Genomic DNA, 12,448 nt, shown 5'->3' with positions numbered 1-12,448 from the left:
GCCCGAGGTTTGAACGCCGCCTAGCTCCCGCTGGGCGGCGTATTCGTTTGGGCGCATGATGCTGACGTGGAGGCGCCCATGAGCAGCGAACCCTTGTTGACCGGCATCACCCAAATCGCACTGGGCAGCGCCAATCCAGCCGCTCTCGTCGCTTTTTATCGCGACACGCTCGGCGTGCCGGTGCTGTTCGAAACCAACGGCATGACCTTTTTCCAGTCCGGCGCCACACGCCTGATGATCGGCGCGGCGCAGCCCGGCCAACCCATCGGCGGCGACACAGTCATATATTTCGAACCGCGCGATTGGACCGCGGCCGAAGCAAAACTCGAACAGGCCGGCATCGCGTTCCTGCATCCGGCGCAAGTGCTGCAACACGCCCCGGGCCGCGAACTCGCATTGCGCGCGTTCAAAGACCCGGAAGGCCACTCTCTCGCGCTATTGGGCTGGCGTGCAATTTAGCGGTTCGCGCGAGCCGGTGGTTCAGTTCCATTTGGTTCCGGAAAAGATCACGGCGAGCAAGAACACGCCATAGAGCGCGCCGGGCGCTGCAAGGATTAGGAGCGGTACGCATGCCCAGGCAGTGTACCCCGCGCCGTGCAGTAAGTGCGCGCTCACGAGGATCCCGCTGACCGACACGAGAATGACGAACCAAATGCCGGCGTTGAAATCGGCGATCGAGCGTTTCGCCAAGCCGGAAATGAAGAAGTAGCCGATAACGGCCGCCAACACTAAATCGAAAACCCAGAGAATGTTGAAGATCATCCGCTGAACTCCGCGCGCGCGTTATCCCTTCGCCTTACGGCCAAACAGGCTCGACACGCTGAGTTGGTTCACAACACCGGCGCGGAAGATTTGCGACGCTAGCAGCAGGATCACAATAACGGCGCCAAACATCAACGCACCCATGCCAGCGATTTCGCTCCATGGCAGCCCGGCTGGGGCGCGGATCAGCAGCAGGAACGGCGTAAAGATCGGCACCCAGGAGGCCATCTCGATGATCGGCGCGTTGGGGTTATCGAGCGCTGGTGTGATTAGCATCATCGGCATGGCCAGTACGAGCGCGACAGGGCCGAGCAAGGTCTGCGCTTCCTGGATGGATTCACAGAGCGAGCCGAGCGCCAGGAAGATCGCGCCATACATCAGATAGCCGGCGACGAAGCCGATCGCGAAGGCGGCGATCAAGCGCGGCTCGATGAAGGCGGCGGCGATTTGGCCGACGAAGGAATCCGCCATGCTGGTCGCGGCCATCGACAGCAAGGTGCCGCCGAGCGCGCCCCAAAACAGGAAGAGCGTGGCGCTGACGCCGGCGACGCCAAGCAATTTGCCAATCAGCATTTGTAGCGGCGTGACGCTCGTCAGCAACGTGTCGAGGATCTTGTTCGACTTCTCTTCGATCACGCCGGTCAGCAGCATGTTCGCGACAGAGAAAACAACGCTCCAGAGAACGAACGCGAGCGCGAGTGCGGCAAAGCTTGGCGCGCGCTGACGCAGCGTGACTTCGCCCGTGCCGGCGCTGGGACGCGGATCAAGTTGTGCGACGCTCGGATCTAGCGCCTGCAGGCGCTCCGCCTCGCGCGGATCGACGCCCTGCGCCGTCAATGCTTCGCGCTGCATCTCCAGTCGCAGCGCGCGGCGTGCGATGTTGGACGGCTCGTCGTGACTGAGATTGACGCTCCAGTATTCAATACGCGGTGCGCCATCGACGCGGCGCAAATTGAGCGCGCCATAGAGTGTACGGCCGTCCGCGAGCCCCTGCCGGCCATCGAGATACGGCCGCATCGCCTCGATATCGGTCACGGGCGGGTCCACCAGAAGATAGCGCGGCGACGGGTTCGGAAACGCCGCCAGCGCGCGCGGGGCGCGCATCGACACGATATGCCGTGCGGCCTGTATGGCGGCGGCGCGGTTGGGTGCGCCGTCGAAGGCCGCCATCGCTTCATTTGCGATCGCGGGCGTCGCCGCTTGGACGTAGGCGTTCACCTCACGGCGCGCGTCGTCATACGCCATCGTATCAAACGCACGCGTCACCGCGCCGCTATCCTCGACGCGCTCGGCGAGCACCGTCAGCACCCGTGGCGGCTCAGCCCGCGCCAGCAGAATTGGCGCGAACATCAATATGGCGATGATCAGGGGCGCGGTGATCAGCGAGAGCCAAAAGCCCCAGGCGCCGACATAGGCGAGATAATCACGGCGAGCGACGAGAAGGATTTGGGACATAGCGCCTATTCCCCCGCGCCCGGCATGGCTTTGTCGCCGACCAAAGACACGAACGCTTCGTGCAGACTCGCCCGCGCCGGCTCGAACAAGGAAAGCGGGGCGCCAGCTTCGACGCAGGCGGCGAGCAATTGGCGCGAGCCCTTGCCGTTCTCCAACCGCGCGCGCCAGCGCTTGTTGCCGTGTTCCACGCCATCGAATTCAATATTGAAGCCGCGCGGAGCAAGAGCGGCTGCCAGATCGAATTCGCCATCCGTCTCCAACATCGCGACACTCGGCGCCAGCGCCAACGCTTCCGACACCGTGCCCTCGAATGCCTTCTGGCCGTGCGCGATCAACAGGATGCGATCGCAGAGTCGCTCAGCATGCTCCATCACGTGAGTGGAGAACAGGATTGTGCGCCCCGCCGCTGCTTGCGCGCGGATAGTGTCCTCGAGCACGCGCTGGTTCACTGGGTCCAAGCCCGAGAACGGCTCGTCGAAGATGATGAAGTCCGGCTCGTGTGCGATCGACGCCAGCACTTGGACCTTCTGCGCCATACCTTTCGACAGTGTCTTGATCTTCTTGTGCCGCATCTTGCCGAGGCCATGCGCCTCAAGCAGCGCGTCGGCGCGCTTGTAGGCCACGCTGGCGGGCGTACCCTTGAGACGGGCGAGATAGGCGATGGCGCCGCGCGCCGTCATAGAGCGGTAGAGGCCGCGTTCCTCGGGGAGGTAGCCCACGTGCTGCAGAGTCTGGCGCGAGATCGGACCGCCAAGCAGCGTGATTTTGCCGGCCGTCGGTCGCAACACGCCGACCAGCATGCGCAGAGTGGACGATTTGCCCGCGCCGTTCGGCCCAAGCACGCCATAGATCGCCCCTTGCGGGACGCTGAATGACAAATCCTGGACCGCGGTGCGCGCGCCGTAGCGCTTGACCAGGCCTTCTGCTTCAAGCGCGGCGTTCATGCCGGCCCGGTGTACGGGGCCGGCCTGGGTCAGATCAAGCCGGCTTCACCCTGGAGGTGCATCCGCCGCGCCAACATTTCCGTGACGGGAGCCGCGCGGGTTTTGGTAGCCATGCGTCATCGGGTCATTACATTGCCGCACAGCGATTTGCGGAGCCCTCATGGCCTATTGGTTGATCAAGAGCGAGCCGGACACATGGTCCTGGGATCAGCACGTGAAGAAGGGCGCGGACGCCTGGACAGGCGTGCGCAATCACCAAGCCAAGGCGCATCTGAACGCGATGAAGAAGGGCGACAAGGCGTTCTTCTATCATTCCAATGAAGGCAAGGCGATCGTGGGCGTGAGCGAAGTGGTAAAGGAGGCTTATCCCGATCCGACGGATAAGACCGGCGCGTTCGTGTGCGTGGATTTCCAAGCGGTGGAACCGGTGAAAACGCCGGTGACGCTGGCGACCGTGAAGGCGGAGCTGCCGGACATGGTGCTAGCAAAAAACTCGCGCCTTTCGGTGCAGCCAGTGACGGCGGACGAATGGAAGAAGGTGCGCAAGATGGCGGGGCTGAAATGACGAAACTTGATCCAGCACTCTTCTCTAACGACGCGATCCCGCCGGAAACGCGCAGTCTCAACGAAGCCATCGTCGCGGCCATGAGCAACATGGTCGAGTGGTGGGAGGTTGGTGCTCATGTTGTGCGCGAGGCGCGGGCGCGCGGTGAAGGTGTATTCCCTGCGCCGGCGAAATCGGAACGCGCACGCTGGATCGAGATCGACGGGCCGGCGGGAAAAATAAAACTGCGCGTGGTCGCGCCCGAAAAATCGCGCGGCGTGTATTTGCACATCCATGGCGGCGGGCACGTATTAGGCGCAGCGGATCAGCAGGATCGCCTGCTTGAGCATTTCGCCGACAGCACGCAGCTCACCGCCATTAGCGTGGACTATCGCCTGGCGCCGGAAAATCCTTACCCCGCTGGCCCCGATGATTGCGAGGCGGCTGCGCTTTGGGTGGCGGATCACCTCGGCGATTTTGGCGCCAAGCTCGCCATCGGCGGTGAGAGCGCCGGCGCGCACCTTTCGGCCGTCACCATGCTACGTCTGCGCGATAAGCACGGCCGCATGCCGTTCCACGCCGCCAACCTTGTCTTCGGCGTCTTTGATCTCGGCATGACGCCGAGTGCGCGCGCCTTTGGGGGCGAGCGCCTGGTATTGCGCACGATCGATATCGAGAAGTTCGGCGACGCGTTCCTGCCAGGGACAAGTCGCGAGGATCGCCGCGCGCCCCACCTCTCGCCGCTTTACGCCGATCTGCGCGGGCTGTGCCCGGCGCTCTTCACGATCGGCACGCGCGACGCATTGCTGGACGACAGCTTGTTCATGCACAGCCGCTGGGTCGCCGCCGGCAATGAAGGCGAACTCGCGATCTATCCCGGCGCCTGCCACGGCTTCGTCGCCTTTCCCTGCCCGCAGACGCTGCAATCGCTGCAGCAGCAGGCGGCGTTCCTCAACGCGGCGCTGGGCTGAGCCTGCGATACCCCAACACACAAAGCACGAGAAAGATCAGGTTGCCTGCCGCGTCGAGCAGGATCAGTTCATTGAACACCGGCTCGACAAAATAGAAGTAATAATTGAAGCCGAAGAACGGCAGCACGGCGACGCCGTAAGCAAGAAACGTCGCGCGTGTGAAGATCGAGAATGCGGCGAACAATCCGGCGAGACAGGCTTGCGCGCCAAAGCAGCCGACCAAGAGCGGTGCGATCGCATCGTCCGGACGATAGTCCGGACGGACAGTCAAATCGATCACGCTCTGTGGCGCGATCAAGCACCAGCCGCCCAACACGAAGAACACAGCCGCGATGGCGTATTGAATAGTTCGTGGTGTCATGCGCGATCCTCCGCGTGAGGCGTTCAACGCGTGCGCGTGTCGCCTCGTCTCAACCACATTGATTGCACGCGCGCGCTGAGGCGTCATGGCGACAAATACGCCAGCGCGTGATGCATGGCGGTCGCATCCCCCACCCGCGCGACCGCCCACTTGCACCACGCGACGGTTGGAGAGCGCGGGCGCCGAACCCCCAAAACCGGCCCGCGCTCTCGCTACCGGTTCATTGTGCGCCGAGCTCCGCAAGCAAGGCGCTCATACCGTAGACGTCGGCAAGCGCCATGCGAATTGCGGTCGCGGCCACGGTGACGGAGCGATTGAGGTCTTCGTCGTAGAAATACTCGCCGCCCAGCGAATGGATGTTGCCGTCAAACACGGCGCCGACGACGCGACCCTCGCGATCCAACAGCGGGCTGCCGGAATTGCCGCCGATCACGTCATTGCTGGTGGAGACGTTGAAAATGGTAGTCGTGTCGAGGCGCGCGCGTGCGTCGATCCATCGCTGACTGAGCGCAAACGGCGCGTGGCCGGTGGCGCGTTCGAACAAGCCGCCCGCATAGGTGAACGCTGGCACAATGCGGCCGCCTGGTTCCGTCCACCCCTCGACTTGGCCGTAGGAGACGCGCGGACTCATGGTTGCGTCTGGATATTGCTCTAGACCGAAAGCGCGGAAACGTGCGCGGGCAATGCGCTCATGGGCGCGCGCCACAGGCCCTTCGATCTGCGTCACGTAACGCTCGCGCACGCTGCGCGCGTCGGCATCCCATGTGCGAACGAAGACGATCATGGGATCGTCCGACGCAGCGACAGCGTCGGCGCCGCCTTCCCACAATTCGCGGCGATAGGCTGGATCGGCCAAGCGCGAACGCGACAATCGCTCCACCAAGACCTCAGGGCTTTCGTTGCCGAGTATGCGGCGTGCAACGGGGTCGTCGACGGTGAGATGCTCACGCAATTTCGACAGCCAGAACGCGAGGTGGATTTCCTCGAAATCCGGACTGACAGGGCGGCTGGCGGTGAGGCCTTGCACGACGCTGGCGAGCCGCGCCTCGGTGAAGCGCTGCAGCCGTTCCGCGTCGGGCCTCTGGCGCTCGGCGGCGCCGCGGACGATATCGCGCGCCCAGCCAAACAGCAGCGAGCGCTCGCCGGCGCGCGCTTCAAGATATTGGTAGTGATGGAATATGCCGCGATACGTTGATTGCGCCGCCGCGATCTCGCCCCAGGCGTTGCCGATCTCGCGCTGCGCGGCGCGATTACGGCGCACGCGCTGCTGCAGATCTTGCTCCGCGGCCGTGACTCGCCCGAAGCCCTCCGCGTCGGCCAAGGCCTGCCGGCGCCCAGACAGCGCCTTATAGGCGTTCTCCACGCTCTGCAGTGTGCTCGACGCGATGCGCGCCTGCTCTGGCCCCTCCGCCGCGTAGGCGATCAGCTGACCGCGGATTTCGGCGAGCGACGAGATTTGCCAGGGCAAATTGATATCGCGCTCAAACGACAATTCCGCGCTCGTGCGCAGACGCGACGTACGTCCCGGATTGCCGGCGATGAGGACGATTTCTTCTTCCTCGAGCGGGCGAAAGCTCATCGTCAGGTGGTTGGGCGTGGCCGCCGGGCGGCCGTTCTCATAGAGCCGCAAGAACGAGAAATCGAGGCAATAGCGTGGGAAGTTGAAATTGTCCGGATCGCCGCCAAACGCGGCCATGCGGTGCTCGGGCGCGAACACGAGGCGTACGTCGTCATAACGCTTGAAGCGATGCAGCGCATAACGGCCGCCTTGATAGAGCGTCACCACTTCGCAGCGCTGCGATCCTTGCGTGCATTCCGCTTCGATGCGTGCGATTTCGGCGTCGCGCGCGCGGGCGAAGCCCTCGACTGCCGCGCCGGCCGTCGCCGTGTTGATGCGCTCGGTGACATCGCTGATGCCCTGCAGCACTTGCACGCTCATGTTCGGGCACTGCCGCTCCTCCTCGCGATTGCGCGCGCCGAAGCCGTACTCGATGAAATTGTGCTCGTTGCTCGAGAGCGCGTTCACGCACGCGATGACGCAATGGTGGTTGGTGAGCACGAGGCCCTGGGCGCTTACGTTCGAAGCCGAACAGCCGGGCAGCCGTGCTGTGCCGGCCATGACCCGATCAAGCCAAGCTTGATCCGGCGCCCAACCGAGCTCGCTTTGCATGCGCGCGGCGGGGAAATTGTCGAAGGTCCACATGCCTTCCTTGGCTTGCGCCGTGGGCGCCGCAGCCAAACCGAGGATTCCAAAAGCGGCCGCAGCCGCGCGCACATTCTGGCGCATCTTGCCCCCAAATGATTCGATGTGCGCGCAGGAAACGCAAAGCCGCGCGCTGGGGCAAGCGCGCGGCGCCGCTTGGAACCTATTGTGCGGCGGCGGCGTCCGCCGGCGGCAAATTCAGCTCCGCCAGCAGCTGCGCACGCACCTCGCTGGAGAGTTCGTCCTGCTCCGCAATGAAGTCGCGCACGGCGTCGGCGTCGGCGCCGGTAATGCGGACATAAGCGCGGTCGTCGGCTTCGCCGGGGCCGCCTTCGTCGGCGTCAACGAGCACCCGCTGACCGGTTTCCCCGCCGACGGAGATGCGCACTTGGCCATTTTCGCCGTCAGCATCGTTGTTGTCGCCGGCGACGCGCATCTCAAAGCCTGGGAGGCGGATCGACATTTGCTCGGGCATTTCCTCGCTTTGGGGCGGGGGTACGGCGGCCAGGGCCTGGGCGCGGTTGCTGTCCATCAGCGCGGAGGCGCCATCGGCGGCGCGGGCGCCTACGGTGCGACCGTCGGGGGTCGTGATCAGATAGGTCTGTTGGTTCTCGCTGGCGCGGATTTCCATGGTGTAGCCGCCAGCTGCGCCGGATTGGTCGCCGCCCGAATTCACCGCGACACTGCAACCCGCCAGGCCCAAAGCCAAAACCCCAAGCAACCAACGCATCCTTGACCTCCCGTCCGGCCTGCACGGCCAGCGCTCGCGCGCCCATTCCTGAAAGAGATGCGCCCCCACCCCCAAATGGATGCGCCCAGTCGCAGTGTTGCAGCCGCGCACCGTATCCACAAGAACATTGGCCTATCCCCCAAACGAGGTCGCGGTCCGGCGACAGCGGCGTACACTCGCCGCCGCGAGAGACCCGCGCGTCAGGCGCACACAGGGGATTGGCCATGAAAAAATTGCTTGGGATCGCGAGCTTGGCGGCAATGATGGCGGGGGCGGCGTTCGCACCTGCGAACGCGCAAATGTATGTCGAAGGCAGCGCCGGCATCACCACGCAAGACTCGCTCGACTGGAACGGCGGCGCATACGACATGGACGACGGCTGGAACGCCGCCGTTTCGGTTGGCACGTCGATGTGGACCAATTGGGACGTCGAGGCGGAATTTTCCTATGACGAAATGGAATATTCCTGCTGCGCCCCCAACAACACGCATGAGTACCGGCTGATGGCGAACGCCACGCGCAATTTCGCGCTGGGCGGCTTTACGCCTTATGTGGGCGGCGGGCTTGGTCTGGCTTGGGTCACGTACGAGAATAGCGGCGGCGAAAGCGAAGGCGACGCGCAAGCCGCTTACCAGCTGATCGGCGGCGTGCGCGTGCCGCTGGGCGACCGCTTCTCGATTTTTGGCGAATATCGCTACCAAGATCTGTTCGAGGACGCCTCGGGCGATGGCGACGAATGGGAGCACAGCGGCCACAATTGGGCGCTGGGCGCACGTCTGAATCTGAACTGATTGCAGCGGCCAGATCGCGCATCGAGCCCCGCGATGAAAGTCGCGGGGCTTTTTGCTGCTAGCGGGTGCGTTCGAAGCGGATGACCTTTTGGTCGCGGTCGACGTAGGCGACGCGATAACCGGCGCGCATCCAAGAACGGGCGTGGCTGTGGTGATCCTGATTGTCATTGGCCCAGAACGAGCGGTGCTTGACCGCGCTCTGCGGCAGCGGTGCGCCAATGATTTGCTCAATGTCTTCGAAGGTGAGCATCTCGGGGCGCCCATTGCGCCGGCTGAGATGAGATTGCAGCGCCGCGTACTTGCGCATGTCCTTCCTCTCCCGCAGCGCATCGCGCGTATCGGCAACGCAACGATGCTAACGGAAGCAAACGATGGACTGATTTGCGACTTATGCACAGGGGGCGCGCAACGAGTCTTGCAGTCGCGCCAGCTCATCCTTCGGGATGATTGCGCATGCGCAAAGACCAGCCCAGATAGGAGCCCAGAGGAGCTCGCCCCATGAGAAATGTCGCCATCGTCAGTTATTGCCGCACCGGGATCGCGAAGGCGCAACGTGGCGCGCTGAACCAGACCCACGGCATTCCCCTCGCCGCGCACGTGATGAAGGAAGCGGTCGCGCGCGCGAAGATCGAGGCGGGCGAGATCGAGGACGTGGTGTTGGGCTGCGGCCTGCCCGAGGGCGCGACCGGCCACAACATCGCGCGCAATGCAGCACTCCATGCGGGCTTTGGCGTGGGCGTACCCGGCATCACCGTGAACCGCTATTGCGGCTCGGGGCTGAGTGCGGCGTCTTTCGTGGCGAACGCGATCGCGCGGGGCGAGATTGCGTGCGGGCTTGCCGGCGGCGTGGAGAGCATCTCGCTGGTGCAGTTCAATCTGAACTTCAACGGCTTCTTCTACGAGCCGCTGCAGCAGATGATGCCGGCCGTGTGGTGGACGATGAACCAGACGGCGGATTTCGTCGCCGAGAAATACAAGATCAGCCGCACCGACCTCGATGAATACGTGGTGATGAGCCAGGGCCGCGTCGCCGCCGCGCAAGCGCGTGGCGTTTATGCCGAGGAGATCGTTCCCATCACCACGAAGATGAAAGTGACGGATAAGGCGAGCGGCGAGAGCAAGATCGTTGACGTCACACTTGATCACGACGAAGGCCCGCGCCCGGATACGAGTCTGGAAAGGCTTGCGTCGCTGAAGCCGGTCTATGAGGGCGGGACGACGACGGCGGGCAATGCGTCGCAACTCTCCGATGGCGCGGCGGCTGTGGTGATGATGGATGCGGATTTGGCCGCGCAACGCGGCTTGCCGATCCTCGGGCTTTGGCGCGGGTTTGCGCTGGGCTCGGTGCACCCGGAAGAAATGAGCATCGCGATTACGCCGGCGATCCAGAAGCTGATGAAGCAGAATGCGGTGAACGCGGGCGATGTGGATCTGTGGGAGCTGCACGAAGCCTATGCGGTGACGACGCTCTACAATCAGCGCCAGCTCAACACGCCGTGGGAGCGCACCAATGTGAATGGCGGCGCGATCGCGCTGGGCCATCCTTATGGCATGAGCGGCATTCGCTATCTGGGCTCGACCTTGATGGAATTGGGCCGGCGCGATGCGAAGCGCGCGATAATCGGCGTGTGCACCGCAGGCGGCATGGCGACGGCGGCGCTGCTGGAGCGCTGAGACGCTCTTCTCGCTCTGTCGCATTTGCCCCACCCTCGCTCCCTCCTCCGCGCGATGCGCCGGGCGAGAGAGGCATGCGTCGCGAGCGGCGCGCTCCTTTCGCTGTGTTGACTGGCCCGCCTGCTCGCTAGTGGAATAGCGCGCGATCTATCCACGAAATCGCCGCCGATCTCCCCTTCTCCCTCGCGGAGAAGGGGCCGGGGGATGAGGGGCGACGACACAAATGCGCGGCGTGAAAGTTCGCGCGATCAAGGGTAACGACGCGCTAGCGGAACGCCCCTCACCCTACCCCCTCTCCGCCTCGGGATCGCGAAGCGATCCCGGCATCCTTGGATTCGCCGGTCGCGAAGCGGCCGGTGGGGAGAGAGGAAACGGCGCTCTTGCTACTTGCGCGCGCAGGTTGTTAGCTGGGCGCGGGTATCGGGAGGAAGTCATGGCGCTTACGGACGCGCAACGCGAAGCGATTTATCGGCTGCGGCTGAAAAAGCCGAACGCGAACGGGCTCTTCAAGCATCTGGCTGAAATGCAGCAGAGACGAAGCAAGACCTCGGTGAGTGTCGTTGAGGATTCTTCGGGTCTCAACCGGGCGCTGTCGCTGGAATTGATGCGCGAGATTGCGGAGACGGGTGTGGCCGCGATCCACGGCGGTGGCGGCGGCCAAGAAAGCTATCTGGAATGGGCCGACGGCGTCGATTGCCGCGAGATCGGCAAGGATACGGACACGCCGCTGCGCTAAGTCGCGTCCCGAAAACGGTGCATCTATGAAAGCGCTACTGCATTGGTTTTGGACCCCCGTTCGAGAAAACGAAAACTGGGCTCAAACTCTTGTCCGCGTAGGCGGTAATCTCTTTCGATCTTTACTCACCCTAGTTGTTCTTGGGGGACTAGCGATCGCGGCATCCATGCGCCTCAATCAAGAGGCACAGGAAGAAATAACGGATCAGCGCGAACGGATTAGCGTCACAGCGAATACGGACGCGACCAATCCATATTATCAGTGCAATGAAGAGTACCCGGTCTCGATCGCTGTCGTGAACAATTCAAATCAGACTTTGATGGGAATGGATATCGACATCAGTGCTCGAACCAGAAGCACCTCCACCAATATTCTTCCTTACAGCAATCGCACTCTTAGATGGGACCACATCGTTCCACCACAACACGCATTAGCCATGTGCTATAGGCTGGGCGACGCCATCGCACCCGGCATTGTTGTTACGGCCAGCGCACAACTTTATTCGATTGAACTCCGCCGAACCGAAGACTGGATGCTCTCGGAAACGAGCGCCTCTGTGCTGGCCCCGACCTGCACCAATGGATCAGCGAATTGTCCCCCTTGGGAGCGCGATTGGAGCGATAGCGCGCCGAGCGAAGGCGTGCACGTCACGGACGATAGCAAAATGCTTCTGGAGGCGCCGTAGTCTAACGCCCAAACTTCTGAAACTTCACCCGGCTTGGATGATCTCCGTCATCATTTTGTTCGTGCCGTAGCGGATCAATTTAGTCACCTGCACACCGAACAAAGAAGCTCTCGATACGCCCTAATTCTTCGGACGTAGCGGGTCGGAAGATGGTTGCTGGGTCGCCAGCGGCCAGAATGCCGGTGCGCCTGAATTCCTGCAACACCGGCGCAGACAGCGGCACACGAGCCTCCGCTTTCACGCCGGAATAAATGTCTTCATTGCGATGAGGCGTCGCCTCGAACTCGTTGCGCACTCGTTCGGATGAGAGGACGAGCCTTGTACCTTCTCCTTGAAAATCGAACGCCTCGGCATTGAGTTCGCCGTCGTTGGGCCGACATTCAAAATGCACGTAGATATTGTCGGATTCATCCGGCCCGAAATACAGCCAAGCTCTGCCGTCGCCCCCTGCTCCGGTGAGCCATTCGAAATTCGCCGGCCATTGTTCGGCCTGGGGCTGCTCGACTTCAGGAGTCGAAGGCGAAGGAGCCGATGGCACGTCGGGCGAGCACGCAGCGAGCCCGACGATTGCAACGGCCGCACGCCACATCAG

General features: G+C 63.1%; 15 protein-coding genes. 7 read left to right on the top strand and 8 right to left on the bottom strand.

The window, feature by feature from the left end; translation table 11 throughout:
• The first annotated feature begins 78 nt into the window (after nt 1–78).
• On the top strand, nt 79–459 hold the full coding sequence (locus VF769_RS04930) for a VOC family protein (protein WP_331007258.1): 381 nt from the start codon (nt 79–81) through the stop codon (nt 457–459).
• Nucleotides 460–480: 21 nt separating this feature from the next.
• Here VF769_RS04930 and VF769_RS04925 read toward each other — a convergent pair whose 3' ends face one another.
• The 3 genes from VF769_RS04925 to VF769_RS04915 are packed head-to-tail and all read right to left on the bottom strand — an operon-like array spanning nt 481 to nt 3,161.
• Nucleotides 481–762, bottom strand: coding sequence for a hypothetical protein (locus tag VF769_RS04925; protein WP_331007257.1), 282 nt, complete (start codon nt 760–762; stop codon nt 481–483).
• Between the two features lie 21 nt (nt 763–783).
• The gene (locus VF769_RS04920; RefSeq protein ID WP_331007256.1) at nt 784–2,217 is read right to left on the bottom strand and encodes an ABC transporter permease; all 1,434 of its coding nucleotides are present in this window, start codon (nt 2,215–2,217) and stop codon (nt 784–786) included.
• Nucleotides 2,218–2,222: 5 nt separating this feature from the next.
• The gene (locus VF769_RS04915; RefSeq protein ID WP_331007255.1) at nt 2,223–3,161 is read right to left on the bottom strand and encodes an ABC transporter ATP-binding protein; all 939 of its coding nucleotides are present in this window, start codon (nt 3,159–3,161) and stop codon (nt 2,223–2,225) included.
• A 160-nt stretch (nt 3,162–3,321) separates the two neighbouring features.
• Between VF769_RS04915 and VF769_RS04910 the strand changes: the two genes are divergently transcribed.
• Both VF769_RS04910 and VF769_RS04905 read left to right on the top strand, forming a co-directional pair.
• A complete protein-coding gene (locus VF769_RS04910) occupies nt 3,322–3,726 on the top strand; it encodes an EVE domain-containing protein (protein WP_331007254.1) in 405 nt (134 codons plus the stop codon).
• A complete protein-coding gene (locus tag VF769_RS04905) occupies nt 3,723–4,676 on the top strand; it encodes an alpha/beta hydrolase (protein ID WP_331007253.1) in 954 nt (317 codons plus the stop codon). The genes VF769_RS04910 and VF769_RS04905 overlap by 4 nt, the downstream gene beginning before the upstream one ends.
• Here VF769_RS04905 and VF769_RS04900 read toward each other — a convergent pair.
• The 3 genes from VF769_RS04900 to VF769_RS04890 form a co-directional block, all read right to left on the bottom strand.
• Nucleotides 4,657–5,037 (bottom strand): hypothetical protein, encoded by a 381-nt coding sequence (locus tag VF769_RS04900; protein ID WP_331007252.1) that lies wholly within the window; start codon nt 5,035–5,037, stop codon nt 4,657–4,659. The genes VF769_RS04905 and VF769_RS04900 overlap by 20 nt on opposite strands.
• A gap of 220 nt (nt 5,038–5,257) precedes the next feature.
• A complete protein-coding gene (locus VF769_RS04895) occupies nt 5,258–7,324 on the bottom strand; it encodes a S46 family peptidase (protein WP_331007251.1) in 2,067 nt (688 codons plus the stop codon).
• Nucleotides 7,325–7,403: 79 nt separating this feature from the next.
• Entirely contained in the window at nt 7,404–7,970 is a 567-nt protein-coding gene (locus VF769_RS04890) for a hypothetical protein (RefSeq protein ID WP_331007250.1), read from the bottom strand.
• Between the two features lie 224 nt (nt 7,971–8,194).
• Between VF769_RS04890 and VF769_RS04885 the strand changes: the two genes are divergently transcribed.
• Nucleotides 8,195–8,761 carry an outer membrane protein gene (locus VF769_RS04885; RefSeq protein WP_331007249.1) on the top strand — a complete coding sequence of 189 codons (567 nt, stop codon included), beginning with the start codon at nt 8,195–8,197 and terminating at the stop codon, nt 8,759–8,761.
• Between the two features lie 58 nt (nt 8,762–8,819).
• Here the strand turns inward: VF769_RS04885 and VF769_RS04880 are convergent, their stop codons facing one another.
• Nucleotides 8,820–9,068 carry a DUF7662 domain-containing protein gene (locus VF769_RS04880; protein WP_331007248.1) on the bottom strand — a complete coding sequence of 83 codons (249 nt, stop codon included), beginning with the start codon at nt 9,066–9,068 and terminating at the stop codon, nt 8,820–8,822.
• Nucleotides 9,069–9,259: 191 nt separating this feature from the next.
• Between VF769_RS04880 and VF769_RS04875 the strand changes: the two genes are divergently transcribed.
• From VF769_RS04875 to VF769_RS04865, 3 genes are all read left to right on the top strand, one after another.
• Nucleotides 9,260–10,435 carry a thiolase family protein gene (locus tag VF769_RS04875; RefSeq protein WP_331007247.1) on the top strand — a complete coding sequence of 392 codons (1,176 nt, stop codon included), beginning with the start codon at nt 9,260–9,262 and terminating at the stop codon, nt 10,433–10,435.
• Between the two features lie 433 nt (nt 10,436–10,868).
• Nucleotides 10,869–11,171: a hypothetical protein gene (locus tag VF769_RS04870; protein WP_331007246.1), complete on the top strand. Its 303-nt coding sequence runs from the start codon at nt 10,869–10,871 to the stop codon at nt 11,169–11,171.
• Nucleotides 11,172–11,196: 25 nt separating this feature from the next.
• Nucleotides 11,197–11,856, top strand: coding sequence for a hypothetical protein (locus tag VF769_RS04865; RefSeq protein ID WP_331007245.1), 660 nt, complete (start codon nt 11,197–11,199; stop codon nt 11,854–11,856).
• Nucleotides 11,857–11,935: 79 nt separating this feature from the next.
• Here VF769_RS04865 and VF769_RS04860 read toward each other — a convergent pair whose 3' ends face one another.
• On the bottom strand, nt 11,936–12,445 hold the full coding sequence (locus VF769_RS04860; protein WP_331007244.1) for a hypothetical protein: 510 nt from the start codon (nt 12,443–12,445) through the stop codon (nt 11,936–11,938).
• Between the last annotated feature and the right edge of the window lie 3 nt (nt 12,446–12,448).

Origin of the sequence: Vitreimonas sp. (assembly GCF_036392335.1) — a bacterium.
Lineage (GTDB): Bacteria > Pseudomonadota > Alphaproteobacteria > Caulobacterales > Aquidulcibacteraceae > Vitreimonas.
This window is presented reverse-complemented; position numbering and strand designations above follow the sequence as displayed.